We start from the raw sequence: 26,766 nt of genomic DNA on the forward strand, positions 1-26,766 counted from the left end.
AACTCATCTGCGCTCTCGTGCGAAGGCTCCCACGATGTCCCTGCTGCCACACAAAGTTTATGACACAGTAGTACTAGTCGGCATCCGGATATGAGCGATCAAGACCCAAGCCACCGCACTTTCAATGGAGGCTTCGAAGTCCTTGGCCAGTCGGCGGCAGCGGCCAAGCCAACTGAAGGTTCGCTCCACCACCCAGCGGCGTTTGAGCACCGCAAAGCCCTTGACCGTATCCGAGCGCTTGATGATCTCAATTGTCCAATGCCCGAGAGCCGCGATGGCGTCGCGCAGCTTGTCTCCCGCATAGCCGCCATCGGCAAAGACATGGCGCAGCCAGGGATAAAGGGCGCAGATCGAGGACAGCACCTCCACGGCACCATCACGGTCCTGGATGTCGGCGGTGTGAACGCGCAGCCCGACCAGATGGCCTTGCGTGTCGGTGATGATGTGGCGCTTGCGTCCCTTAATCTTCTTGCCAGAATCAAAGCCGCGCGGTCCGCCGCTTTCTGTTGTCCTCACCGGTTGGCTGTCGATCACGCCGGCCGAGGGGCTCGCCTCAGCCGGCCCTCTCGCGCGAGGCGGCCACGAGAGCATGGTTGATCCGCTCGAACGTGCCGTCCCGCGACCAGGCGTAGAAGTAACCCTGCACGGCGGAGTACGGCGGAAACTCCTTTGGCAGCTGGCGCCATTGGCAGCCGGTCGAGGCCCGACACAAGATCGTCTCAACCACGGCTCGCAGGCAGGTCATGCGAGAACGCCCGATCCGCCGAGCCGCTGGCATGAACGGCTCGATCAATGCCCATTCGGCATCCGTGAGATTGCTTGCATAACGCAGTCCATCTCGCCGATACTGCTGGCGAGTGGCCTCGGTCCAAACCATCGTGACCTCCATCGAATCTTCGCAGATCCGACGGAATCACAGGGGCTTGAGGCCACTCAACCTTTTTCAGTCAGCCTCAGACTTTTCGAGATCGGCGCAGCACTCAGTTCTTAGAACGAGGCGAGGTGGAGATACAGCACTATGGCCAATGCTGTCGCTGGTTTTGTTCGAGGGATGTGAGCTCTCCTCGGCAGCGACGATGAGGATCAAACACAGCTCGGCCCACTAGGTCGGCGAGGATATTTCGCAGCGCGGTTACGACCTTGGCCTCATATTGACCTTCGCCGTGCCCAAAGTGCGGCGTGTCCGGTCGCATCTAGAATCAAGATGAACGGACTCTGGTATCTATATTGGACAATGGCGGAGGGTTCTCTAGAGTTCGCTGCCTGGGCATTCGATGAACATGGCGTTCTTAGCTATTCTTCAAGTGCTGGCTTACACGAGCATCGTCGCCAATCATCTCTAAGGTGAGTCAATGCGCATTCAGTATTTTTCCGAAGCCGAGTACATGTCGCGCCTGCGTCGGGTGAAAGTGCGAATGCAGTCGGAAGGGATCGACATACTTGTCATAACTGAACCCGCAAACATCTATTATCTAAGCGGGTATGACGCTTGGTCATTTTACACTGTGCAGGCGCTGCTGGTGTTTCAAGATGTTGAACTGCCGCTTTGGGTAGGGCGGTTGGTCGATTCTCAATCAGCGCATGTGACCACTTATCTCCCCGGAGAGCGCATTATACCCTATCCTGATATTTACGTTCATACGCCAGATCGGCATGCCTCACAGTTCATCGCCGATGTTATTCTTCGGGAGTCCCCGAGTGTGAAGGTGGTTGGCGTCGAAATGGGGGCTTACTACTATACTGCGCGGGATCATGCCGAATTCGTGGCGGCGATGCCCAACGTTCGCTTTAAGGACGCGGAACTTCTTGTGAACTGGGTGCGCTTCATCAAGAGTGACCAAGAGGTCGCTTATATGCGCCAAGCTGGCCAGATCACTGAACGTATGATGGAACGTGCAGTTGAAGCTGCAGCGCCGGGTGTAAGAGAGTGTGACGTGGCCGCGGCCGTGTACCACGCGCAGATGACGGGCACGGAGGAATTCGGCGGCCTACCAGCTACGAGTCCGCCCCATATGGGTTTTGGTGAACGCGTTCGCGAACCTCACCCGATTTTCAGTGATCGTCCCATCGACCCTAACTCCGTCGCCAACATCGAAATTTCTGGTTGCCGCCTACGCTATCATGCGCCGATGAGCCGCACAGTTTACTTTGGCAAGCCACCGCAGAGCTATAGAGACTTGGCGTCCTATGTAATTGAAGCCCTCGATGTGTCGCTTGATGTTGTGCGACCAGGTGCAACCTGCGAGGATATCGAGCTCGCGTGGCAAAAGATCATGAGTGCTCACGGGATCGAGAAAGAGAACCGATTGGGTTACTCTATTGGTATAGCCTACACACCGACCTGGGGTGAGCGTACCGCCAGCATACGTCGCACAGACCTTACCGTTCTCAAGCCGGGGGCGGCATTCCACCTTATGGCAGGCCTCTGGCTTAAAGACACCGGCATTACGATCACGCAGTCCTTTGTCGTAACTGAGGGCGGTTATGAACCGCTCACTCGCACTCCCCGCGCACTAATCGTTAAGGACTGATTAGATGCAGAACGACATATTGCGAGACGTCTCGGAGTGCTTCTCCGAAACGTACTTCGAAGCACGCGAGAAGTTCCTAAAGCTGGCGGCGTCGGCGATCTCATATGCGTCGCCCGCGCGAGGCCCGGCTGGCGAGGAGCTGTTTACTGATGTTGCCTGGTTTGGGTCTCCGGACGCCCGCCGGGTTGGTGTTCTGATATCGGGTACCCACGGAGTTGAAGGGTACTGCGGCTCTGCTGGACAAATCGACTGGATGCGGAGATCAGGTCTGGAGTCGCTTCGGTCAGACGAGGCGATGCTTCTGATCCATGCAATCAACCCGTACGGATTTGCATGGAACCGACGTGTGACGGAAGAAGGCTGTGACCTGAACCGAAACTTCATCGACTTCACGGTCCCGGCACCAGCCAACCCTGGCTATAACGAGCTTGCAGACTATTTGGTTCCACGTGAAATTGAGGGGCCTGTCTTTGAAGCCGCTGAGAATGCCATCCGCAAATTTCGGGAGGAGAAGGGCGAGGTCGCATTTCAGATAGCTCGGAAGTCGGGTCAGTATATGCACCCGACCGGTATGTTCTTCGGGGGATTCGGTCCAAGCCATTCAAGGCTGACCTTAGAAAAGATCGCGGAAACGTTTGACCTGAAATCGAGGGATATGGTGGTCATCGTTGACGCACATACCGGCTTAGGCCCCTTCGGATACGGTGAATTGCAGACAGAGCAGCCTTCTGGACCCTCTGGGTACGAGCGCGCCCTCGCTATGTTCGGTCGCTCGGTCACCTCTCCGGACCTCGGCACCTCCTCATCCGTCCCCATCCGCGGCTCGATTGATGAGTTTTGGCAGCGCCTTCTTGCTGAAAAGCATGTGTATGTAGCACTTGAGTTCGGGACTTTCGACCCGGAGAATGGCCGACGCGTGCTCCGTGAAGATCACTGGATCGCAAAGAATTCCAATGCGGATCCAGCCATCGCAGAAGCTATCCGTCTGCGTCTCCGCGAGCACTACGACCCCAGATCAATTGACTGGCGCGAAATGGTCCTCTGGCGCAGCCGCCAGGTGCACCGGCAGATGTTGGAGGGGCTTGGTGGCTATTCCTAGCACAGCAAGCGGCAGTGTTAAGTTGCGTACTGGTTCTTGGCGACAAGCACGTACCTAACCTGATAAGAAGGCGAACAATCTCCCTGTTGCATGGATGAGCGAGGTGGTACCGCGGCTGGATAGCGTCGGGGCCTATTGGGCTTCTGACCCAGGAGCTTCGACCATGCCATTCAACGCCAATGCCGCTCGCCGTCACCGCATTCCCAAGCAGCGGAACCGGGTGACGAGTTGGGCGGGCGCGGGCCTGCGCCGGCGGGCAGTCTCACAGTCTGGTTCACCGAGGAAGCCATTGTCGTCTGGCGGGCTGAACCCCGTACGACACCAGGCGGTCAGCCGCATTATCCGCCCTTGGCAATCCGAACAGCTCTGGAGTTCCCGCTCAAAGCGTCTGTGCTGCTGGGGCATGGAGCACCTCCGAAGCATAAGAAGTGCTCTCCAGTGCCCCGAAACAAGTCCAGGTAGCCTGTGAAGCCAATTATTATGGGTGTGACCATGCAGGAACTATATTCGGCAGTCCCAGCATGGTCACTGTGCGCTAGTTAACTCCTTCGCTCAAAACGAAGTCGGCAACATCGTCGAGCGTCTTTGTTGCCCTGGTGACGATCTCAAGGGCCTGCTCTTCGGTGAGGATGAGGGGAGGGCAGAAGATAAGCTGATCGCCAACGACTCGGACGATCAGGTTGTTCTGGAGCGCGGAAGCAAATGCCTTTGCCCCGGCCTTGCCGAACTGATTGAATCCCTTTCGAGAAGATTTGTCCGGCACCATCTCCACGGCAGCCATCAGGCCGACGCCACGAACATCCCCAACCAGAGGGTGATCAGAAAGCTTCTGGAGGTTATCCATGAACACCTTGCCGACCCGTGCCGAGTTGCCAACGAGATCCCGCTCTTCGATTATCTTGAGATTCTCAAGCGCAACTGCAGTAGCTACCGGGTGGCCAGTCGTCGTGTAACCGTGGCCCCACGTTCCAATCTTTGCCGTATTATCGGCAAGGATATTATAGATTTCTTCAGTGAACAGAATTGCTGCCAACGGCATATAGGACGACGTAAGCTGTTTCGACGTCACCATGATATCGGGCGCGAATCCGAAATACGTTGAACCGAACATCGTTCCGAGACGGCCGAAGCCGTTCACGACTTCATCAGCTACGAGGTAAATATCGTATTTGCGGCACAGAGCCTCTACGCCTTGCCAATAGCCCGCCGGCGGCACCAGCACGCCAGCAGCAGCCATAAGCGGCTCGCCGATGAACGCCGCAATCGTTTCCGGGCCCTCCGAAATGATCGTATCTTCGATTTCCTTAAGAAGTCGAGCAGTGAACTCGGCTTCTGTCTCCCCATCGTGGCCGGAGGTGCGGAGGTGAGGCGTTGTAAGGTGAATTACCGGAATGATCGGCAGATCGAAGTCGCGATGGTTGTTCGGCAAGCCAGTCAGGCTGCCCGACACCATCGTTATACCGTGATAGCCTTTGGTACGAGCAAGAAACTTCTTCTTCTCTGGCTTTCCGCGTGCGTTGTTGACGTACCAGATCATCTTGACGACGGTGTCGTTTGCTTCCGAGCCAGAATTCGTGAAGGACACCCGTGTGATCTGCTCGGGCGATATCTCGACCAGCTTCTCGGCCAACCGGATGTTCGGCTCATGGCTCATGTGATTGAACGTGTGATAGAACGGCAGCTTCTGCATCTGCTTCGTCGCGGCCTCAACAAGCCGCGGCTCGCTGAAACCAATTGCAACAGACCAAAGCCCCGCGAAACTTTCGATGTATTGCTTGCCGTTCACATCATAAACGTAAATCCCTTCGCCTCTCTCCATGATGAGAGGACCCTTGCTCTCGTGCAGGCGGGCGTTTGTGTAAGGATGCAGGCCTGTTGCAATGTCTACTGCGGCCAAAGAATTAGAGAATTGATTTCCACTGCTCATTATCACCGCTCCGGTGGTGTTAGGAATTTGAGCTCCCGGCGAAGCAGCGCTTACGAGTTGAAAGCCTTCGCACCGTAGGCCCGCCGTGAGGTGTCGCGGGCGGTGAATATCATCGATCAGCAGCCTGGCACGGTCAAATGTGAAATCAAGATTCTAGCCATCTCGGATCGCGATGGCTTCTCCTCCCGACCATCCAAGCAGCAACGATCGGCTGGAACATTGGCAGTATCTTGGATCACATAATTTCGGCTACATTGTTAATGTCTGCCCAGCGATCTACTCACAAGATGAAACCACGAAGATGACCGATGCCCCGACGCGGGACCGGAGATTGCCGCAACAACTCCACCAACGGCCGGCACGCGCATCCGACAGCGAAGGCCCTCTCGTTGCCCGGATGGGTCAACTCACTGCGGCGCCTATCGTAGTATTGCTGCATTTAAACGATGGTATGGACTTGGCAACCGATTCGAGCGGATCCGCGATCCAACATAGCCTGGATGTTGGAATCACGGCAGATGCCCACGCGGACCAGGTGCCGAGCGCCAAAACGTTCCGTCTGTCAGGCCCGAAGATCAAGGGCATTGTAGGCCACGTTCGATTGTGCTGCGGCTTTGGTGAAACGACCCGTGCCCTCGCGCTAACGAAATATCTCATCTGTCTCAGGTCAACTTAACAGTTCCCACATGGGGGATCGCAATCGACCGCGTGCCCACATTTTTGCGGTTTCCAACGTTGATCCCGCCCTTATCTTGAAACAAGATGGCAGGACAGTAAAAATTATATTGGAGTACATGCGGCAGTGGCGGGCATACTGCCACGCGGGCTGAGTGAGTAGCTCAGCAACAGAGAAGAGTGGTACGTTTTCGCCGAAGTCTCGGCGGCCAATGTACGACGACGTAAAAATGAGCACGCGATAATGGGGAATCTCCCGACCGTAAAAGACGTTATTCTCGCTCCCGGGAACGGAAGCTTCTTTTATGACGATCAAGCTGCAATTCGGGCCGGTGCCGCCCATGATGGCTTTCGCTATCTCGGTGAGCCCCTGACGCCGGGCTTTATGACTGTCCGCATGCCGTCACGCTCAGTCAGCATCGGTCTCGTGTTGTCGGACGGGATAGTCGTTTGGGGCGATATGATGAGCGTGCAGTATTCAGGCGCGGCCGGCCGCGATCCGCTTTTTCAGGTCGAAGCAATCGACGCATTTACCAGATCCGTCGTCATTCCTAGACTGCTGGCCGTCGACGCGTCCAATTTCCTCACCGCATGCGATCAAGTCTTCGCGTATCATCAGGGTAAGCGGCTTCCCCTTGCGATTGAATATGGTGTTAGCCAAGCTTTGCTACGCGCTGCTGCGCATATCGCCCGAACCACGCTTGCTGAGGTGATCTGCTCGGAATTTGCCTTGCCATTACCAGAATGGCCGGTTCCGATCTTTGCTCAAAGCGGGGATTCAAGAGAAATCAACGTCGACAAGATGATCCTCAAGTCTGTCGATGTGCTTCCGCACGGGCTGATCAACTCGCGTGAAAAGTTCGGCCCGTCAGGCGAGACGTTTCGTGAGTTCGTCAAATGGGTCGCTAAGCGTACGACTGAGCTCGGAGAGCCCGGCTATCATCCTGTCCTGCACTTCGACGTCTACGGTTGGATTGGCCTTGAGATCGGTATGGGGGCGGAGACGATCGCAGACTTCATTGCCCAACTGGCAGATGACGTCCCCGGTTACCGGCTTCATATCGAGAGCCCAGCGGACTATGGCTCGACGGAAGCCCAGTTGGATGGATACGCCAAGATCGTTTCTCTCCTCGACGCGCGTGGTACAAATGCACGGGTCGTGGTCGACGAGCGCTGCAACACGCTCGACGATATCCGGCTCTTCGCTAAGGCCAAGGCAGCTCATCTAGTTCAGATCAAAATGCCCGACGTCGGATCAATTGCCGACACTGCTCGGGCCGTGTTGGCATGCAAGGAACATGGGGTGGGTGCCTATGTTGGGGGAAGCTGCGCCGAGACCGACTTATCGGCTAGAGCCGCAGTAAACGTCGCAGTGGCGACGCAGGCAGACATGATGCTCGCAAAACCCGGTATGGGTGTCGATGAAGGTATCTCCATCGTCGGCAATGAGCAGAGCAGGCTGCTCTCCATTCTCAACTACCGGCGCTCTCAGACTTCCACTCAGAATACTGAGGCGGCTTCTGCATGAACAAGGCTCTTGAAGGGATCACCGTCGTTGCGGTCGAGCAGGCGGTTGCAGCGCCTTATGCCTCATCCCGCCTTGCGGATGCTGGTGCGCGCGTCATCAAAATCGAACGCCCTGAGGGCGACTTCGCGCGAAACTACGACAGGCTTGTTCAAGGCCAGAGTGCATACTTTGTCTGGCTGAACCGCGGAAAGGAGTCGATCTGCCTTGACTTGACAGTCGAGGAAGACCGCACCGTTCTCGATGCGATGGTTGCTGAGGCAGACGTCTTTATCCAGAACCTCAAGCCCGGCAGCATCGAAAAGCTTGGCTTCGGGTCAGCAGATCTCCGCAAGCGATTCCCTCGTTTGATAACCTGTGACATTTCTGGGTTTGGCGACGGCGGCGCTCTGTCGCATTTGAAAGCGTATGACCTGATCGTACAGGCCGAGACGGGACTTTGCGCGATTACGGGGACAGCACATGGTCCGGCGCGGGTCGGCGTCTCGGTGTGTGATATTTCAGCCGGCATGACTGCTCTCAACGCCATTCTCCAGGCGCTTTTGCAACGTGAGCGCACAGGGCAAGGGACGAGTATCCAAGTGTCTCTGTTTGACGCTGTCGCGGATTGGATGAATGTTCCGGTGCTTCAGTTCGACTACAGTGCCTACCACACTGCGCGCGCTGGAGTGAATCACCCGTCTCTCGCACCCTATGGTGCCTACCGCTGCGCTGACGGCAAAGACGTAATCTTCTCCGTTCAAAACGATCGCGAGTGGGTGAACTTCTGCACGAAGTTCCTGAAGCAGCCTGAACTCACCCGCCGCCCGGGATTCGCTGACAACATGGAGCGTCTCAGCAACAGAGCTGCTCTGGACAAGATCATCATTGGTGTGTTTGCCCAAATGTCGAGCGACGGGGCGATGAATGAACTGGAGGCTGCCGGTTTGGCCTATGGCCGGCTTAACCGGATAGAGGACGTGTCCCAGCATCCACATTTACGGCGCGTGCCGGTGTCTACCCCGTCAGGGGAGATCCAGGTGATCGCACCGGCCGCAATCTTCGATGGAGATATGGCTCCAGCGTTCCGACCTGTCCCCGCTCGGGGAGCGCATTCGGAGGCATTGCGCAGAGAGTTTGGTGTTTTTTCCAAGCAGCAGGCCCTCGAATAAAAAATCCTTGGGCTTTGGCAGGGTCGGATTGTGCGGAGCTTGGTTCAACCGAAACCATTTGCCTATCGTCGGGCGTGTGCCTATGGACAGCATCATTCTCGATGCGACCGCACTACCCAATGGTTCGCTGCTACCGGGAGCCCTGGTCGACCTGATCGGTCCCGACCAGGATCTCGATGCTCTCGCACGGGAGGCCGGCACGATCGGTTACGAACTGCTCACCAGCATAGGTGCCCGCTACCACCGTCAATACATCGATTCTTGAGGGTCACACACCATGCGCGTTCTCGTTCTCGGCAGCGGCGTTGTTGGCGTCACGTCTGCCTATTATCTCGCCCAGCAAGGCCATGAGGTGACCGTGGTGGACCGCCAACCCGCTGCTGGCATGGAGACGAGCTTTGCCAATGCGGGCCAGGTCTCGCCCGGCTACTCGGCGCCGTGGGCTGCTCCAGGCATTCCGATCAAGGCCATGAAGTGGCTGCTGATGAAGCACCGGCCTCTGGTGCTCTGGCCCCGCACCGAGCTGCGCCTCTGGGGCTGGCTTGCCCACATGCTGGCTAATTGCACCGAAGAGGCGTATCGGCGCAACAAGAGCCGGATGGTGAGTCTGGCCGAGTACAGCCGAGACTGCCTGCGCGAGCTGCGACAGGAGACCGGCATCACTTACGACCACCGGGAGCAGGGGCTTCTCCAACTCTTCCGCACGCAAAAGCAGCTTGACGGAATCGGGGAGGACACGGCGGTTCTTGATGCCTATGGTGTGCCCTACGAGATCCTGGATCCGGCAGGATGCGTCGGCGTCGAACCGGCACTGGGTCTCGTCAGGGACAAGGTTGCCGGCGGCCTGCGTCTTCTTGGCGACGAAACCGGGGATGCCCACTTGTTTACCCAGCGGCTCGCCGCGATTGCGGAGCATCTGGGGGTCCGCTTCCAGTACAATACCACCTTCCTGAAAATATTCACCGAAGGCGAGCGGATCTCCGGCGTGCAGGTGAACGGTGGTGAGGTGCTCACAGCCGACAGTTATGTGGCGGCCATGGGCAGCTACACGCCCCAGCTGGTGAAGCCCCTCGGCATCCACCTGCCGGTGTACCCGGTGAAGGGCTACTCGTTGACCATGCCGATCGTGAACCCGGACGCGGCGCCTGTCTCGACCGTGATGGATGAGACCTTCAAGGTCGGGGTCACCCGCCTCGGCGAGCGGATCCGCGTGGGAGGAACGGCGGAATTGGCAGGCTTCAGCCAGCGCCTGCGAGGGCCGCGGCGCGCGACGCTGGAGCACTCGGTGACAGATCTGTTCCCGCAGGTCGGTGACGTCAGGCAGGCCAGCTTCTGGACGGGCTTGCGGCCCATGACGCCGGATGGCACACCGGTGGTGGGCCCGACCCGGTACCAGAACCTGTACACGAACACAGGCCATGGAACTTTGGGTTGGACCATGGCCTGCGGCTCCGGGCGCCTGCTCGCCGACCTGATCTCGGGACGGGTACCAGAGGTCTCGTACAAGGATCTCGCCGCCAATCGCTACAAGGACGAGTGGCGCTTTCAGGCCGCATAGGTCTGTCCCATTGCTCGGTCGAGCAGGCGTATCAGAAACCATTCTCAGGCACCAAAAGGCGAGGCCAGCTCTACACCGGCTCGCCGGAGCGCCCCTACATCGTGGAGCCCCGCCGTGGATAATCAAGCCCTTACTCTACAACAGGACAACCAGGTGATGACGCAGTGGGTCTATACCTTCGGGGACGGTAAGGCCGAGGGCCAGGCAGGGATGAAGAACCTGCTGGGCGGCAAGGGCGCCAATCTGGCCGAGATGTCCAATCTGGGCCTGCCGGTGCCTCCGGGCTTCACCATCACGACGGAGGTCTGCACCTACTACTACGACCATGGCCGCTCGTACCCCGAGGAGCTGAAAGCCCAGGTCGAGAACGCCCTGACCTATATCGGCTCGCTCACCGGCCGCACCTTCGGCGATGCCGAAAACCCGCTTCTGGTCTCCGTCCGCTCCGGCGCCCGCGCCTCCATGCCCGGCATGATGGACACGGTGCTCAATCTCGGCCTCAACGACGTCACCGTCGAGGCGCTGGCCCAGGGCGCGGGCGACGAGCGCTTCGCCTATGACTCGTACCGCCGCTTCATCACCATGTATTCCAACGTGGTGCTGGACATCGAGCACCACCATTTCGAGGAGATCCTCGACGAGTTCAAGGACCGCAAGGGCTACAGCCTCGACACGGACATGACCGCCCAGGACTGGAAGGCCATTCTCCCGCGCTACAAGGCGCTGGTCGAGAAGGAACTCGGCCGGCCCTTCCCGCAGGAGCCGGAGGAGCAGCTCTGGGGCGCCATCGGGGCCGTGTTCGGCTCCTGGATGAACAACCGCGCCATCAAGTACCGCGAGCTGCACGCCATCCCGGCGAGCTGGGGCACGGCGGTGAACGTGCAGGCCATGGTGTTCGGCAACATGGGCGAGACCTCCGCCACAGGCGTCGCCTTCACCCGCAACCCGTCGACCGGCGAGAGCGAGCTCTACGGCGAGTTCCTCATCAATGCTCAAGGAGAAGACGTGGTGGCGGGCATCCGCACCCCGCAGGACATCACCGAGAAGGCGCGCATCGCCTCCGGCTCCGACAAGCCCTCCATGGAACGGGCGATGCCCGACGCCTATGGCGAGCTGGTGCGCATCTACGGCATCCTCGAGAAGCACTACCGCGACATGCAGGACATGGAATTCACGGTGGAGACCGGCAAGCTCTGGATGCTCCAGACCCGCAACGGCAAGCGCACGGCCAAAGCCGCGCTCCGCATCGCGGTGGAATTGGCGTCCGAGGGGCTGATCACGCAAGAAGAGGCCGTCACCCGCGTCGAGCCGGCCGCCCTCGACCAGCTCTTGCATCCCACCATCGACCCCAAGGCCGAGCGCAGAATCCTGGCCTCCGGCCTGCCGGCCTCGCCCGGCGCGGCCTCGGGCGAGATCGTGTTCAACTCGGATGATGCGGAAGCCGCCAAGAAGGCCGGTCACAAGGTCATCCTCGTGCGCGTCGAGACCTCGCCGGAGGACATCCACGGCATGCATGCAGCCGAGGGCATTCTCACCACCCGCGGCGGCATGACCTCACACGCGGCGGTGGTTGCCCGCGGCATGGGCAAGCCCTGCGTGTCGGGCGCGGGCTCGATCCGCGTGGATTATGCCACGCAGACACTGACCGTCGCTGGCCAGACCCTGAAGAAGGGCGAGATCATCACCATCGACGGCTCCAACGGCCAGGTGCTGCTGGGCCAGGTGAAGATGCTCGAGCCGGAGCTGTCGGGCGAGTTCGCCACCCTCATGGGCTGGGCCGACAAGGTGCGCCGCATGAGGGTGCGCGCCAATGCGGAGACACCCCTCGACGCCAAGACCGCCCGCTCGTTCGGCGCGGAAGGCATCGGCCTGTGCCGGACCGAGCACATGTTCTTTGAAGGCGATCGCATCGTGGCCGTGCGCGAGATGATCCTCGCCGACGACGAAGCGGGGCGTAGGGCTGCTCTGTCCAAGCTGCTGCCGATGCAGCGCAAGGACTTCGTCGCGCTGTTCTCGATCATGAGCGGCCTGCCTGTCACGATCCGCCTGCTCGATCCGCCGCTGCACGAATTCCTGCCGCACTCGGAGGAGGAGATGCAGGAAGTGGCGAAGGCGATGAACGCGCCCGTCGACAAGCTCAGGCACCGCGCCCGCGAACTGCACGAGTTCAACCCGATGCTCGGCTTCCGCGGCTGCCGTCTGGCGGTGGCGTATCCTGAGATCGCCGAGATGCAGGCGCGCGCCGTGTTCGAGGCGGCGGTGGAAGCGGGCAAGACGACAGGTCAGCCCGTGGTTCCCGAGATCATGGTGCCGCTCGTCATGACCAAGCCGGAGCTCGATCTGGTGAAGGAGCGCATCGTCGCCATGGCGGAAGCCGTGAAGGCGGAAAGCGGCGTCGCCATCGAGTACCAGGTCGGCACGATGATCGAGCTGCCGCGCGCAGCCCTGCGTGCCGGCGAGATCGCCGAGTCGGCGGAGTTCTTCTCCTTCGGCACGAACGACCTGACGCAGACGACGCTTGGTATCTCGCGCGACGACGCGGCTTCGTTCCTCGGGCCCTACACCCAGAAGGGGCTGCTGCCGGCCGATCCTTTCGTCACCATCGACCAGGAGGGCGTGGGCGAACTGGTCAGGCTTGCGGTGGAGCGCGGGAAGAAGACCAGGCCGAACATCAAGCTCGGGATCTGCGGCGAGCACGGCGGCGATCCGGCGTCGATCCATTTCTGCGAAGCGACCGGCCTGGACTACGTGTCCTGCTCGCCCTACCGCGTGCCGATCGCGCGGCTGGCCGCCGCGCAGGCGGCGCTCGGCAGCAAAGCCGCGAGCCGGCCTCCGTCCCTGCAGTTCGGATAGGGCAGGGCAGCTCCATTATCTCAAAGCATTCGGGTAGGAGCTGTAGGATGGCAGGCTGCGTGTGACGTAACCTCAGCAAACTATGCAGCTATTGAGCTTCACTCTACGGGTTTTCATATCTTCAATCCAGATGGTCTCAATCTATAAATTATCCTTGTCTACTGGGACCTCACCAAATCTAATCCGCCCAAGGAAGAGGTCTGGACGAAGTCCCGAGCCAATCCTGATTCGGCAGAGCGGCTACTCGAATAGTCTGCTCAAACAGGAGCACCGTGCTATCGAACGCTGCGTCTGACTAGTGCTCGGTCTCATCGGCGGAATCGAGATGATCTATATGATGCGGGAACGACAGGCAAAGCACACCTGCAATCCCGTGCAACACTCGCCGAGTAGTTCGAACGCTTCGCCGCAAACGCAAATGTGAGCTGCGTCAGGATCTGTATCAAACCCTACGAGCTGCTAACAAGGGTTCCGCAACAAGGAGGTTGTTATGCGGGTTGGAGTGCCGAAGGAAATCAAGACGCACGAGTACCGGGTCGGGCTCACCCCAGGCGCAGCCCGCGAATACGTGGCCGCCGGCCATACGGTCCTGGTTGAGACCAAGGCCGGTGCTGGGATCGGCGCCGACGATGAGGCCTACCGCAGGGCCGGAGCCGTTGCGGTCGAGACCGCGGCCGAGATCTTTGCTCAGGCGGACATGGTGGTGAAGGTCAAGGAGCCGCAGCCCAGCGAGTGGGTGCGGCTGCGCGAAGAGCAGATCCTCTTCACCTATCTCCACCTGGCTCCGGATCCGGACCAGACCAGGGGCCTGCTCGCCTCCGGGTGTACCGCAATCGCCTACGAAACGGTCACTGACGCCAAGGGTGGACTGCCGCTGCTGGCGCCCATGAGCGAGGTGGCCGGCCGGCTCTCGATCGAAGCGGCCGGCGCTGCACTCAAACGCTCGGCCGGTGGGCGCGGATTGCTGCTTGGGGGTGTCCCGGGGGTGCAGCCGGCTCGGGTTGTGGTCATCGGCGGCGGGGTGGTGGGCACTCATGCCGCCCGCATGGCTGTTGGATTGGGCGCGGAGGTGACGGTCCTCGATCGCTCGATCCCGCGCCTGCGGGAGCTCGATGAGCAGTTTGCCGGCCGGGTCCGCACCCGCTTCTCCACCCTGGAGACCCTCGAGCAGGAGGTGTTCTCTGCCGATGTGGTCATTGGCGCGGTCCTGGTGCCGGGCGCCAGCGCCCCCAAGCTGGTGACCCGCGCGATGCTGCGGCACATGCGCCGCGGCTCTGTGATCGTGGATGTGGCCATTGATCAGGGCGGGTGCTTCGAGACCTCACGCGCCACCACCCATGCGGATCCCACCTATGAGGTGGATGGCGTTGTGCATTACTGTGTCGCCAACATGCCCGGGGCGGTTCCGCTCACCTCGAGCTATGCCCTCACCAACGCGACGCTCCCGTTTGGCCTGGAGCTGGCCAACAAAGGTCTCCGGGCCGTGGTCGACAACCGCCACCTGCGCGAGGGCGTGAACATTCATCGCGGACGTCTGACCAACAAGGCGGTGGCCGACAGCCTGGGCCTGCCGTTCGCGCCAGCGGAAGAGACTGTTGCCGTCTAGTCTGAGCCAGGCAGAGGGATTGACGTGAACCGGCAGGAGACACGAGGCCACCCGATGCGAGCACATCCATTCCCTTCCAACAGGACCGTGGGGATCCCTCTTGGGTTTGCCGACGTACCGGAAAGGTCGGAACTGAGAGATCAGGTCTCTGCCGAGGGTCTCAACCTCGACCACATCGAGCAAGCGGTTCTTCGCGCGTATGTTCAGCTGGCAGTGACACCGAATGAGGCTGACGGTGTCCGATCCGTGACGTTGGCGAGCTTCCGTGCTGTGGAGGTGCGCTTAACGGAAGTCGTTCAGCCGAAACATGTTTTGCCTGGCATACCGCCCTTTTGGCTGGAAGTTTGCTCCCATGCCACCGGTACGGTTCTCGACAGTTGTGGTTGCTTTGACTTCACCGAGACGGAGTTGGCGATCGCTGCCGATCTCGTCTCCGAAGCGGAAAAGAGAGTTGGGTAACAGTTCAGTGCGCTCCATGGCTGCGATACGACGCTGACTGCGAGCCAAGCGAGGATACTGCATAAGATGATATCGGATGAAGATCCTCAAAGCATCCAGTTTCCAGGCCATACGCCTGCAACGGTCTCCCTGCCGGCGAACCCGGCAGCGGAGGAGGTGGCCACGTGTTCGGCCACCTTTCTCCCCTCTGGAAGGGGAGCTGTCCTCTGGGACGTTCCTCCCAAACTTGGGCTCGCTCGGCCTGGCCGCAGCGAGCCCCCTTTGGTCTTTCTGGACGGCCTCGCATCAGGGACACTCGAGCCCAACGGCGACCGCTCTTTGTGCGAGGTCCGCGAAGTGAGTTACCGAACCGAATCCTTTTCAGATCGGATCACGATCCTGCTGCTGCAACGATGGACCCGCCATGGCCGGGAGCGTGTGATGACTACCGCCTCTGATGGCTTTACCGCGCGCCTGCCTAATCCCGTGGTCGATATGCTCCTGCTAAGGAACAGCGTCGGTCATGTCTGCCTCAGCTTCAACAAAGCCGCGAGCCAGGCGTGAAGGGGAGGGGGCTCAGGAGTGTTGCCATGCCATTAGCCTCACGCCAGTCCTCTCATCGCACGAACCGGCTGCTGGCGGCGCTGCCACGGCAAGACTTCGCGCAGCTTGCGCCCCACCTTGAGCGGGTCGAGCTGAAGAAGGGCATCGTTCTCTACGAGACCCATGAGAGCATGCCGTTCGTCTACTTCCCGCATGAGGCCATCGTCTCGCTCATGACGGATCTCCCGGATGGCAGAACCGTCGAAATGGCGGTGCTCGGGTCTGAGGCGATGGTGGGCTCGGCCAGCACGCTCGTGACCCGCCAATCCCTCGGGCACCACGTTGTTCACATCGCGGGCTTGGCCTCCCGCATTGACACGGCCGTCCTGCATCGTGCGTTCGAGGACCGGCCGACCCTGAGGAAGCTCTTCCTGCGCTCTGACGAGGCCCTGCTGCCTCAGGCTCTGCAGACGATGGCGTGCAAAATCGTCCACTCCGTCGAGGCGCGCTGCTGCCGCTGGATCCTGACCATGCGCGATCGCGCCAGCTAGGTGACCTTGCTCTTCACGCACGAGCATTTGTCCCGAATGTTGGGAATCCAACGGTCGACGGTCCGCCTTGCCATGTGTGGGCTCCAGTCAACGGGTTTGATTCACCAGGACCGCGGTGTGATCACCGTGACCGACGGCTCCAGTCTCGAACGGATCGCATGCGGATGTTACGAGATCGCGCGCCGGCGGTCACAGCAACTCTCGCCTACACACAACTGAGAGGCTCATGATGCGCCCAGAGGATGAAGAGGAACTTCTGCATGTCGATCACCATCAGTGGGTACGACGCCAACCATCCAAAGGGCTTCGGCTGCTTTGGCTAGCTCTAGCTTTAGTCGCTGTAGCCACTGCAATCTATCTGTCGGTCCAATTGTTTTAGGCAGGATGATAACGCTGGAAAGACAGTCCGTTCGATGAGGCGTAGACATCGGAGGTATGTCAAAAATGCGCGGATTGATTGAATGCGAGCTTAGATTTCTTATGAGCTTAGCGAGCGGACCACGGACTGTTCGAGAGGGTCCTCTAGGACGCTGCTTGAAACGCGGCTGGTGCAGGAAAGTCGTGGATACAAGCCACTCTGATCTCAGGGGCGCAACAGCTCCAATCTATGAAATCACTCCGGAAGGATTGGCGGCAATCAACCGAGCGTTATCAAGTCAGACCAAAATCCGGCGCAGATGAGCGACCGGGCGGGCCGTCTTTGTGATGCCAGGCACGGCTGCAGAGAATAGCACAAGAGCCCGCTCCCTAAGGTCCCGCGAGATCCCGCCGCCCGCGAGCACCGAGGTTATCCACGGGTATGATATCACCCCAGCGGACAGTCGCATTCCGGCGTTTGGAAGGGTTAATCCTATAGCTGGGAATGTGAGCTATGGTGTTTGCTTGCTGCTGTCGATAAGAAGCCCAGCGGAACGATCCGCTGGGCTCGCGTTCAGGTCTCGAATCCCGAAGCACTTATGTCTCACGATCGTTCGTCTGATCCATGCGACTGTGCAAATCAATCTTCTGAGTGGAATTTTGTCAACGGCCATTTCTGTGATCAGATTACAAAGACTTATCTTTTGACTTCTGTCATGGTCACATTTACGCAACGCTGGTGATATTCCCTGGTGCTCGTCGATACTTGTGGTCACGTTTGTGCAACAACACTCACAGTTTCCAACCTCGCCGATAGCCAAACCCAGATATTCACTTGCATTGAGTTTGCGCTGTGTATGACGTTGCCGTCGCGGAGAAAGAGTTTCCGCCATCAACGTGAGCACCAGTTTGCTCTGCAAATTCTGCTCAAATGCAAAGATAGGAGACACCCATGAAGCTCGTTAAGAGCCTTCTCCTCGGCACGGCTGCAGGTCTCGCGGCTGTTGCGGGGGCGCACGCTGCCGATCTTCCTGTGAAGAAGGCCGCTGCTGTCGAGTACGTTCGCCTCTGCTCTACCTACGGTGCAGGCTTCTTCTACATCCCGGGCACCGAAACCTGCCTGCGTGTGGGCGGCCGTGTACGCGCCGAGTATCTTTACGCGGAGCCGACCATACGGGCCGATGACACCATCGGCTTCCGCGCTCGTGGCCGCATCCAGCTCGATGCCCGCACCGCCACTGCCTATGGTCTGCTGCGCACCTTCGTGCGCATGGAAATGACCCGTAACACAGGCGCTTATGGCTTCAGCTCCACCAGTCCTAACATCGCTCAGGCTTTCATCCAGTTCGGTGGCCTTACCGCCGGTCGCGTGACCTCATTTTTCTCAAACAGCGACATGACCAACGATAACTGGGGCACCGTCCGCTTCTACGATGCGCCAGACGTGAACCTGCTCGCCTATACCTTCACATTCGGCAACGGCTTCTCGGCGAGCCTCTCCCTCGAGGACGGCACCGTCACTCGCCTCAACGGCTTTGTCGCCGGCGGTGCGAACGTGGCGGCCCTCGACTATGCCGGCGAACGGGCTCCTGACGTGGTGGCCAACGTAAAGTACGTCGGCACCTGGGGTTCGGCTCAGCTCTCTGGTGCAGTTCACCAGATCCGGAGCGGCAACCCGCTGATCGGCGGGGACGGTGCTGCCTTTTACCCCGATACCGAGTACGGCTATGCCGTGTCCGGCCAAGTCGCTATCAACCTGCCGATGCTCGCGGCCGGTGACTCCGTATGGTTTGCCGCGACGTATGCGAATGGCGCTCTGGCCTACCTCGGCTTTGATGAGGAGAACCGTGCGGGTCGCGCCAGCGGCGCCGTCGCTGATGCCTACGTCGATCTGGCAGACGGTGAGATCGAGCGCGCCCATGGCTGGTCGGTCGCCGGCGGGTTGCAGCACTACTGGACCCCCGAGGTCCGTCAGAGCATCTTCGGTTCGTACGCTCGTGTTGAGTACGGCTCTGGCGCTTCGGTGATCAACAATGCCGGTTTTGTAACGGGCTTGGCGGACTTCAACGAGTGGCGCGTTGGTACCAACCTGATCTGGTCGCCGGTCTCCGGCCTCGATATCGGCGCGGAAGTCATCTATGCCAATGTCGATCCACGCGGCCGCGTGATCGTCGATGGTGCGGAGTTCGGCTCCGACAGCGCCTGGGAAGGCCGCCTGCGCGTTCAGCGCACCTTCTGATCGACTCGACCAATCAACGTAGAGGAGGCCCCGGTGGAGACACTGGGGCCCACGATGTTTCAAGTCCTCTCGTCCGTTGAGCTGACTGATCAGGTGGTATTCGCTGAATGCTCAGTAAGGTGGCAGCAAGCCGCAGAGCGACACCAGACCAGGTGTGTTCAAGCGCTGGCTCGCACGATGCGTTAGATTGCACCCCCCGCTCGAGAGCAGGGTTGAGCCGTCTCCACACATGGTGGTGCGGTCATCCGGAGCGAGCGCACATGACCCTCTGCGGTTGAACCATCAAAGGAGATCCGGAGCAATGAATTTGCAGGAAATCGAAGCCGTGGCTCGAGCCCTCTACGAGATCCAAGAGGAGGGATGGTGTTGGGATCAAGAGACCGAGCGGCTCAAGCAAACGTATCGCGAGGAAGCCCGAGCAGCCATTGGGGTCCTTGAGCGGCATGACAGGCACATTCGCAGCGCGAAGTCAGCTCAGCCGCTCTCGTATGACAGGGCAGAACCGGATCACCATGTGATGGTTCCAACGGCTGACAGGACAAGAATGCACTAGGAAAACGAACGCTGACCGATATGCATTTCCTGACGTTCGGCTGCTTCCGGCGGCTCAACCCACATTTTAGAGATAGATTATGCTAAACCGAATTTCGATATATCGGCCGCACGCAGTCATTGATCTTCTTCTTGTGGCCTCCGCTGCTTCATCCGCGTTCACCGCTCTCTACCTATGTTCCCAGTTGCCTTAGGTTAAGGCAGGTGCATGCGAACCTTTCACGACATGCTTCGGCATACCAGAGAGCATATCAATGATTGATCTTCAACGATCGTGGGAAACGGCCACTCTCGTGTGCTGGGCTTTCCTTGTGGTTCTGCTTTGTGCCGCAGCATGCCTCTACCCGATAGAGCGCTCGTGTCGGTGGATGTGGCCGAGCGCTACGGATGGGCACACCACACGTGCTCTTATGCTGTGTGACAGATGAGAATGCACATCACATTTACAGCCGCTGCAGGGATTGGTGCCTGAAGTCAGGGGAGAAGATTCTTCTCCTTTTTGGCTGCGCCATCAGCAGCGTGCACGAGACGCAGCTCTCATGTGAGGCATGCTGCATTGCAATAAAGCGTGATGCAGCCGACATGAGAGGTGGCTGAATTTCCACGGCAGCGCTTTCTTCCTCCCGCGCTGCCGTATCGGCCGTTCCCTCTGGAAGGTTTTGACGTCTGTCGAACCTCAACTTCATGCCGGGCCTTTGGCCCGGCTTTTTTGCTGCCGGTACAAATGGCTGGCAGGTGATCGCCAAGATCCGGGCGATGCGCATTTCAGCTTTAAACCTCGATTTACAAGCGCGTGCCATTGAGCAACATGGCCGAACGCACTTGCAAACGTTGATGACACACACGGCGAGCTGAGTATATGTACACGCTGTCGCTCGGAAGACACAGCGCAGCCCCGCCGGTAGAATGTTCATTGCGTAATCGTTTACATCCACGACACGGGATTTCAATCGAGGCCCCGCTTTGCTAAGGCCCTTGCGCGAGCCGCATCTACCCTGCGGCCTCGCTCCTCTGAGGACAGGCGTTCCTCCCCACCTCGGGCTGCTGGCACCAGCAGCCCCTTTTCTCCCTTCCTCTGGAGTGTGCTCATGGCCCGCACGAGCGTCACCCGCGTCGATCTGGCTGAGGCTGTCTACCAGCAGGGTGCTGTCACAAAGGACTTCGCCGCAGACCTGGTGGGCCAAGTTCTTGACGCGATTTGCACCACGCTGGAGAAGGGCGAACCCGTGAAGCTCTCCTCGTTCGGGGTCTTCACCGTGCGCACCAAAGGCAAGCGCGTCGGTCGTAATCCCAAGACCAACGTGGAAGTGCCCATCGCGCCCCGCCGCGCCATCACCTTCAGGGCCTCACCTGTCCTCAAGGCGCACGTCGACCGCGCTGCCTCTCGGTCCTCCAACTCCCCTCGGGACGGCATTCGGCATCAGGAGGACGGGCAGGGTGATCCGCGGTTTTGAGCCCAAGCCCAAATGGAGCCTCAGGAGCAGCGCCGTCAATGGCAGCTTGGCAGGCCTGGTGATTGCGGTTGTTCACCAGGTCCATCACGTCATCTCCAACACCATCCCGGACAACATCTCCACCCATGTCCTTGGCGAGATCATTGCCGCAACAGCACGCGGAGCCATCCTGTTCACAGGCAGCGCGGTCAGAGCTAAGACTACGGGCGGCATTGCTGTCCCACGTTTCCTTATGCTCTTCCATCAATGGCATTGGAGCAGTCGCGTCACCCCTCGGCGCAACAAGTTGCAGCCTCCTACCATCATGCGACAAAGCGATATGGCCGCGCAGCGTGACTACTTTCGAATGATTCGCACTAGCTGACCTCGCGAACAAGCAACATGAGGCGAATCGGTCTTAACGAAGCAACCGACATCGTCCTCATTGCACCGTGTCAACTGGTGCAATCTTCTCATGTTGGCGCCGAGTTCCATCTGGATTTACCGCCATTCTGCAGAAAAGTGCTCAGATAGCTGATCCATTTGATTGAAATCAGCGACAAGCATCGACTAAGCTCACACGATAAAGACCCGCACAGGGACGTCGAAAAACGCCATGGATGCTTCCTCAGAGTGCGTTCATCTGACGAACGGTATTTTCATGAGGATCTCACCGCAGAGATCCTTGCTGCGCGAGCTGGGCAAACGCACCAACCGTTGGGTCAAGCAACTGCACCTCTCCTTGTACGCCCAGCAAACGTCTGTCTCTAAGGAACACGCAATACTCATGCAGATGCTGATCTCGGCTCCCGCGGATGACCTTCTCGCCGATGGTGGAGGAATGGCAAGGCTAGAGAGCCCCGCTTCGCATGCCACTGCGCTTGCGGCCTCGGGCCGGAGGAAGTGTGCGTCCCGTGAACCGGATCAGGTTCTTGCCGGGGAGGCGCTCCTGACCTCCCTCACAAGAAGAGATGCAGGCCCCTTCCGTGGCGGCAAAACTAATCGGATACGAACCTCTGGAGCAAGCGGGAGCAGATGAAACCCACGGCAAGAACGGCCAGTACAATGAGCAGTGTGGCGGGGGACAATGCGAAGCCGATGGCGCCGGCAACGTTCGCGCCGCTCAGGAACCCGACCTTTCGCGCCATCTGGCTCGCCACGCAGGTCTCCAGTCTCGGCTGGTTGATGCAGACGGTGGCCATCAGCTGGCTGATGGCGACGATCTCGACGTCCGATCTGATGGTGGCGCTGGTGCAGGCGTCCTCGTACCTGCCCGCATTCATTTTATCGGTCTTTGCCGGGGCCATCGCTGACAACTACAGCCGTCGCAGGGTCATGGTCGTCGGCCGGTGCCTGATGGTAATCGCCTCTGCGATGCTGACCCTGTGTGTGGCCCTGGGCTTTGTCGACCCGTGGATGATCCTCGGCTTCACCTTCCTGGTCGGATGCGGCACCGCTCTCAACGACCCCGCCTGGCAAGCCTCGGTCGGTGATATCGTCGAGCGACGCGAGGTTCCCGCGGCCGTGACCCTGCTCTCCGTCGGCTTCAACACGGTCCGGACCGTGGGCCCGGCAATCGGCGGCCTCGTGGTGGCCTCGTTCGGCCTTCTGACGGCTTTCACTGTTGCCACACTGGGCTACCTGGTCCCGCTGGCCACCCTCTGGCGCTGCAAGTGGAAGGTGTGCTCCTCGCCGCTCCCGCGGGAGTCGATGCGAACGGCGATCTATGACGGGCTGCGCTTTACGGCGATGTCCTCGGAAATCAAGGCGGCGATCGCCCGCGGCACCCTCTTTGGTCTGGCCAGCGTCGCCATCCTGGCGCTGCTGCCCCTGGTGGTCCGCGATCAACTCAAAGGAGGACCGCTCGCCTATGGCGCCCTCATGGCCGGCTTCGGGATCGGCGCTGTTGTCGGCGGCGTCGGCAATGGCGTGCTCAGGCGCATCCTGTCGCAAGAACGGCTGATGACGCTGGCCTGCCTGGCCTGCGCGGCGTGCTCTCTCGCCCTGGCGCTGACCTCGTCGGTGGCCGTGGCGACCGTGGCCCTTGCCGTGGGCGGCGCGGGGTGGGTCAGCGCCTGGTCGGGGCTCGGCGTGAGCGTGCAGCTGGCGAGCCCGCGCTGGGTGGTGGGGCGCACCATCTCGATCTACTACGCGTTGGTCGATGGCGGGATTGCGGCCGGCAGTTGGCTGTGGGGCACGGTGGCCCAGAACCATTCCCTCGCCTGGGCGCTGGCGGGCTCCGCGGGGGCTCTGGTGCTCGTCGCCGCGGCCGGGGCCCTGTTTCCGCTGCGCGAGCGCCGGGAGTCGGAACCCGATCCGTTGGAGGCCTTCGACGCTCCGGCTGTCGCCCTCAATCTGAAGCCGCGGAGTGGTCCCATTGTTGTCAAGGTCGACTATCTGATCCCCGAGACAAAGGTTGGGGCGTTCCTGGATCTCATGCGTGAACGCCGGCATGTGCACAGCCGCGTCGGTGCCCGGCGCTGGACCCTGCAGCGCAACCTTCAGAAACCACTGCAATGGACAGAAACCTTCCAGACGCCGACCTGGACGGACTACCTGCGCCTCAACCATCGTCTCACGACCGCCGACAAGGAACTGGACGAGCGCGTCCTCGATTTGCACGCAGGAGAGGAACCGCCCCACATGACGCTGTCGATTGAGCGGCCGACAAGCTCGGCCCGCAAGCGCGTGCCCATCCCTTACTTCCCCCGCCATTGATCTGGTCACGACCTGGTTCGTTCGCGCCCACCTGGCCTCGCTGAACGGCACCCGCCCGCGCGCTTCCTTGTGCTGCGGGAAGGTGATCTCAACCTGTATCCGCTGGGGGGTGCGATGCGCCCATGGAAGGCACATGTCAGTTTGAGCACCTGCCGCACCGTGGCTTGTCGTCGTCAGAGATGGGATACTAGACTTCGAGGCCCAACGGGACGTGCGAGACGTCGGAACCAATGCTGCCGGGTCGCGCCAAGCCGATCAGGCATTCATGTTGGCGCCGTCGAAGAAGACAGCCCCGCGGTTGGGAGTGATATCGGAAACTCGCTTCCTGGAGTTGGATTGAGCCCCGACAGGACTAGCTTCTTTCCCAAGCGGTTCGAGCGGTTGTTGTATGGTAGGATGACCTTACTCTCTTCATCATGCTACGCCGCGCCGACATGAACCTGCAGAGAATACTTGTTAGACCACACGTGACAGCTCGCCGGATACGCTTGCTTGCCGGTTGGGTCGAGACACAGCTTGGATAGACTCTGATACCGAGCCTGTAGCACCTTGGAGGCCCCGCAGCTGTTATGCCATAGCTGTCTCCCAGGCAGACCGACATGGACTCGGCCGCCTGCGCTGTCGGTACAGGTTCCTTCGAGAACACGATAATTCTATCGATCCTGGGAAGTGGGCTGCAACCCATCTCTCGTGACACGACGGCCGTGTTGACACCCGCTCCGATGTAGTCCTTGATGCTCGGGCGCTGATAGGTGAGTGCATCAACGATGCTTCTCGTTGCCTCATCCGTCTACCGCACAATCATCGGCCTGTGGGTCGATCCGGTCGCAGCCTACCCGGTCAAAACAAGGAGCCCTGGTGAAGACCCTCGTCATCTGTTCCGGCGGACTGGATTCCGTCACGCTCGCGCACGAAGTCGCGGCTGAGCGAACCCTCACGCGTCTCGTGTCCTTCGACTACGGCCAGCGCCACAAAAAGGAGCTCGCCTCCGCGCGAGCCTGCGCCGACCGCCTCGGCGTACCGCATGACATCATCGACATATCGGCCGTCGGACGCCTCCTGACCAGATCGGCGCTGACCAGCAGCGAATTGGTGCCGGAGGGTCACTATACGGAAGACACCATGCGGATCACCGTGGTGCCGAACCGCAACGCCATCATGCTCGCGATTGCTTTCGGCATCGCTGCCGCCGAGCAGGCCGAGGCCGTAGCGGCGGCCGTCCATGGCGGCGACCACTTCATCTATCCGGATTGCCGCCCGGGCTTCGTTGAGGCGTTCGAGACCATGCAGCGCCGTGCTTTGGAGGGGCTAGCAAATATCGCCCTCTACACACCGTTCGTGCGGCAGAGCAAAGCCGACATCGTGCGCGAAGGCGCAAGGCGCGGCGTGCCCTTTGCGGAAACCTGGTCCTGCTATCAGGGCGGCGAGCGTCATTGTGGGCGCTGCGGTACGTGCGTCGAGCGGCGCGAGGCGTTCCACCTCTCTGGCGTTGAGAATCCAACCCCATACGAAGACCCAGACTTCTGGATTGAAGCTTGCCGGAAATACCAGGAAAAGCAGTCCTCCTGAGGCTCGAAACTGACAGTCGCGCGACAATCGCAATAAATTCCCGTGAGAGGATAAACATGAACCTTGAGGCACGCCGCACCATCGAAGGGATTGCGGCCTTCGCGGGCTTTACCGGCTGTATCCCAGGCGCCAATTGGCTCGTCAGCAACCTAGGAACTGTTTGTGTTCCGGCAGGCCCTTGCTTGATCCCCGTCGCCCCAGGCTTGGCCGCTCCGAGCGGTGTCCTCATCGTCGGTCTGGCACTGGTGCTGCGCGATCTGGTTCAGCGGCGCCTGGGGCGGTCCTGGGCCTTAGCGGCGATTGGTCTCGGGGCCATCCTCTCGGCAGTTTTTGCCCCGCCCACGCTCGTGCTCGCCTCGACCGCGGCCTTCCTGCTGTCCGAACTGGCGGACCAGGCAGTCTACACACCATTGCAGCAGCGGGGGCTGGTCCTGGCTGTGGTGGCAAGCAGCATCGTCGGCCTCGTGATGGACAGCATCGTCTTCCTGGCCCTGGCGTTCGGCAGCCTGCAATTCCTGTTGTCGCAGATTCTCGGCAAAGCCTGGATGGTATTATTGAGCATTCCGGTGATGTCCTGGCTGCGCCAGCGTGATGCGCGGATCCGCATGCCGGTACGAGCGTGATGGGTCAGTGCATCAGCCTCAGTTTCGCACATAGTCGTTTTTCCGCATCATTTGTTGGATGGGGGAAGCACGCCAAGAACGCCAATCTTGATCTGATTTTCGAGTGCTGATGCCATGCGACCCCCGATCCATCTCGAACATCTCGGTCACCTTGACGCATTCACCTGCGCGCAGACTTTGTCGCACCTGCCTGATCTGCTGTTCCTGGATAGCGCTCTGCGCCATCCTGCTCTCGGGCGCTACTCCTTCGTTGCCGCTGATCCCTTCGGCCGGCTTGTCGTGCAGGGCGGCCGAGCCCTTTGGAACGGCGATGCCTTACCTCAACCCCCATTGTCCGCACTGCGCTCTCTGTTAGATCGGTTCCAACAGTCGAGGATTGATAGCCTGCCGCCATTCCAAGGGGGGGCAGCCGGTTATCTGGCGTATGATTTTCGGCATACCCTTGAGACGCTCACGCCGGCACCGGCCGACGTCCCACTCCCGGAGGCCGTGCTCCCATTCTACGAGACTTTGGTGCACAATTCCGATGTGGGCCGCATTCCGCCCCTGATGCTGGAGTTCAGGCGATGCGCTCGGACACCGGCATGCTCAGGTGGGTCATGATGTTGATTACCTTGCAGCCGATGGCCACCTCGGTCCTTTGCCTGGGCAGAGTCCGGGCGTGGAGGCTGCGGCCAATCAGTGTCTTGTAGCGCATCATCGCCACCTCGCCCAAGGACCGCCGACCGTAGTTCACCGCCTTCCAGCCGGTTGACCAGATCAACCACGTTGTAGAACCGCCCGCGGGATCCAGCGCGAATGCACGCTCGTGCAATCCC

At 60.1% G+C, this 26,766-nt stretch carries 22 protein-coding genes and 1 pseudogene; 18 read left to right on the forward strand and 5 right to left on the reverse strand.

The window, feature by feature from the left end; genetic code table 11:
* Window positions 1-57: 57 nt before the first annotated feature.
* A protein-coding gene (locus JKL46_RS28900) for an IS5 family transposase (protein ID WP_201840293.1) occupies window positions 58-877 on the reverse strand; the annotation gives its coding sequence in 2 pieces (ribosomal slippage) (window positions 58-556 and window positions 555-877; 822 coding nt in all).
* 475 nt (window positions 878-1,352) lie between these two features.
* On the opposite strand from JKL46_RS28900, the gene JKL46_RS28905 reads away from it, so the two are divergent.
* Both JKL46_RS28905 and JKL46_RS28910 read left to right on the forward strand, forming a co-directional pair.
* Window positions 1,353-2,531 carry a M24 family metallopeptidase gene (locus tag JKL46_RS28905; RefSeq protein WP_201840308.1) on the forward strand — a complete coding sequence of 393 codons (1,179 nt, stop codon included), beginning with the start codon at window positions 1,353-1,355 and terminating at the stop codon, window positions 2,529-2,531.
* A 4-nt stretch (window positions 2,532-2,535) separates the two neighbouring features.
* Entirely contained in the window at window positions 2,536-3,630 is a 1,095-nt protein-coding gene (locus JKL46_RS28910) for a M14 family metallopeptidase (RefSeq protein ID WP_201840311.1), read from the forward strand.
* Window positions 3,631-4,165: 535 nt separating this feature from the next.
* On the opposite strand, the gene JKL46_RS28915 is transcribed toward JKL46_RS28910, so the two are convergent.
* Window positions 4,166-5,557, reverse strand: a complete 1,392-nt coding sequence (locus JKL46_RS28915; protein ID WP_201840314.1) for an aspartate aminotransferase family protein — start codon at window positions 5,555-5,557, stop codon at window positions 4,166-4,168.
* 919 nt (window positions 5,558-6,476) lie between these two features.
* Here JKL46_RS28915 and JKL46_RS28920 point away from each other — a divergent pair.
* The 6 genes from JKL46_RS28920 (at window position 6,477) to ald (ending at window position 14,925) form a co-directional block, all read left to right on the forward strand.
* The gene (locus JKL46_RS28920; RefSeq protein WP_201840317.1) at window positions 6,477-7,760 is read left to right on the forward strand and encodes a methylaspartate ammonia-lyase; all 1,284 of its coding nucleotides are present in this window, start codon (window positions 6,477-6,479) and stop codon (window positions 7,758-7,760) included.
* Window positions 7,757-8,908, forward strand: coding sequence for a CaiB/BaiF CoA transferase family protein (locus tag JKL46_RS28925; protein WP_201840320.1), 1,152 nt, complete (start codon window positions 7,757-7,759; stop codon window positions 8,906-8,908). The genes JKL46_RS28920 and JKL46_RS28925 overlap by 4 nt, the downstream gene beginning before the upstream one ends.
* A complete protein-coding gene (locus JKL46_RS36445) occupies window positions 8,802-9,173 on the forward strand; it encodes an alanine racemase C-terminal domain-containing protein (RefSeq protein ID WP_201840323.1) in 372 nt (123 codons plus the stop codon). Before JKL46_RS28925 ends, JKL46_RS36445 begins: the two co-directional genes overlap by 107 nt.
* 12 nt (window positions 9,174-9,185) lie before the next feature.
* Window positions 9,186-10,466 (forward strand): D-amino acid dehydrogenase, encoded by a 1,281-nt coding sequence (locus JKL46_RS28935; RefSeq protein ID WP_201840326.1) that lies wholly within the window; start codon window positions 9,186-9,188, stop codon window positions 10,464-10,466.
* Window positions 10,467-10,622: 156 nt separating this feature from the next.
* A complete protein-coding gene (ppdK, locus tag JKL46_RS28940) occupies window positions 10,623-13,319 on the forward strand; it encodes a pyruvate, phosphate dikinase (RefSeq protein WP_201840392.1) in 2,697 nt (898 codons plus the stop codon).
* Window positions 13,320-13,809: 490 nt separating this feature from the next.
* Entirely contained in the window at window positions 13,810-14,925 is a 1,116-nt protein-coding gene (ald, locus tag JKL46_RS28945; RefSeq protein ID WP_201840329.1) for an alanine dehydrogenase, read from the forward strand.
* 282 nt (window positions 14,926-15,207) lie between these two features.
* On the opposite strand, the gene JKL46_RS28950 is transcribed toward ald, so the two are convergent.
* Window positions 15,208-15,495: a hypothetical protein gene (locus JKL46_RS28950; protein WP_201840332.1), complete on the reverse strand. Its 288-nt coding sequence runs from the start codon at window positions 15,493-15,495 to the stop codon at window positions 15,208-15,210.
* 150 nt (window positions 15,496-15,645) lie between these two features.
* Here JKL46_RS28950 and JKL46_RS28955 point away from each other — a divergent pair, with 150 nt between their 5' ends.
* The 4 genes from JKL46_RS28955 (at window position 15,646) to JKL46_RS28965 (ending at window position 19,053) form a co-directional block, all read left to right on the forward strand.
* On the forward strand, window positions 15,646-15,927 hold the full coding sequence (locus JKL46_RS28955; protein WP_201840335.1) for a hypothetical protein: 282 nt from the start codon (window positions 15,646-15,648) through the stop codon (window positions 15,925-15,927).
* A gap of 26 nt (window positions 15,928-15,953) precedes the next feature.
* Complete coding sequence (locus JKL46_RS28960) at window positions 15,954-16,457, forward strand: Crp/Fnr family transcriptional regulator (RefSeq protein ID WP_246529601.1); 504 nt, start codon at window positions 15,954-15,956, stop codon at window positions 16,455-16,457.
* Window positions 16,458-16,676 carry a helix-turn-helix domain-containing protein gene (locus tag JKL46_RS35875; RefSeq protein WP_343074146.1) on the forward strand — a complete coding sequence of 73 codons (219 nt, stop codon included), beginning with the start codon at window positions 16,458-16,460 and terminating at the stop codon, window positions 16,674-16,676.
* 1,090 nt (window positions 16,677-17,766) lie between these two features.
* Window positions 17,767-19,053 carry a porin gene (locus JKL46_RS28965; protein WP_201840338.1) on the forward strand — a complete coding sequence of 429 codons (1,287 nt, stop codon included), beginning with the start codon at window positions 17,767-17,769 and terminating at the stop codon, window positions 19,051-19,053.
* 995 nt (window positions 19,054-20,048) lie between these two features.
* Here the strand turns inward: JKL46_RS28965 and JKL46_RS28970 are convergent.
* On the reverse strand, window positions 20,049-20,369 hold the full coding sequence (locus JKL46_RS28970) for a hypothetical protein (RefSeq protein ID WP_201840341.1): 321 nt from the start codon (window positions 20,367-20,369) through the stop codon (window positions 20,049-20,051).
* 324 nt (window positions 20,370-20,693) lie between these two features.
* Between JKL46_RS28970 and JKL46_RS28975 the strand changes: the two genes are divergently transcribed.
* The 6 genes from JKL46_RS28975 to JKL46_RS37015 all read left to right on the forward strand — a co-directional run bounded on the left by JKL46_RS28975 (window position 20,694) and on the right by JKL46_RS37015 (window position 26,551).
* Entirely contained in the window at window positions 20,694-21,059 is a 366-nt protein-coding gene (locus JKL46_RS28975; RefSeq protein WP_201840352.1) for an integration host factor subunit alpha, read from the forward strand.
* The gene (locus JKL46_RS28980; protein ID WP_201840354.1) at window positions 21,043-21,423 is read left to right on the forward strand and encodes a hypothetical protein; all 381 of its coding nucleotides are present in this window, start codon (window positions 21,043-21,045) and stop codon (window positions 21,421-21,423) included. The genes JKL46_RS28975 and JKL46_RS28980 overlap by 17 nt, the downstream gene beginning before the upstream one ends.
* Window positions 21,424-22,103: 680 nt before the next feature.
* Window positions 22,104-23,756: an MFS transporter gene (locus tag JKL46_RS28985; RefSeq protein WP_246529603.1), complete on the forward strand. Its 1,653-nt coding sequence runs from the start codon at window positions 22,104-22,106 to the stop codon at window positions 23,754-23,756.
* Window positions 23,757-24,614: 858 nt separating this feature from the next.
* A complete protein-coding gene (gene queC / locus JKL46_RS28990; protein ID WP_201840369.1) occupies window positions 24,615-25,325 on the forward strand; it encodes a 7-cyano-7-deazaguanine synthase QueC in 711 nt (236 codons plus the stop codon).
* 56 nt (window positions 25,326-25,381) lie between these two features.
* Window positions 25,382-25,948, forward strand: coding sequence for a VUT family protein (locus JKL46_RS28995; protein WP_201840373.1), 567 nt, complete (start codon window positions 25,382-25,384; stop codon window positions 25,946-25,948).
* Between the two features lie 114 nt (window positions 25,949-26,062).
* Complete coding sequence (locus tag JKL46_RS37015) at window positions 26,063-26,551, forward strand: hypothetical protein (RefSeq protein ID WP_201840376.1); 489 nt, start codon at window positions 26,063-26,065, stop codon at window positions 26,549-26,551.
* Here JKL46_RS37015 and JKL46_RS35880 read toward each other — a convergent pair.
* Window positions 26,508-26,766 (reverse strand): annotated as a pseudogene (locus tag JKL46_RS35880) (hypothetical protein); the annotation flags it as partial. The gene JKL46_RS37015 and the pseudogene JKL46_RS35880 sit on opposite strands and share 44 nt — an antisense overlap.

The sequence above is a fragment of the Microvirga zambiensis WSM3693 genome (assembly GCF_016735695.1).
Taxonomy (GTDB): Bacteria; Pseudomonadota; Alphaproteobacteria; order Rhizobiales; family Beijerinckiaceae; genus Microvirga; species Microvirga zambiensis.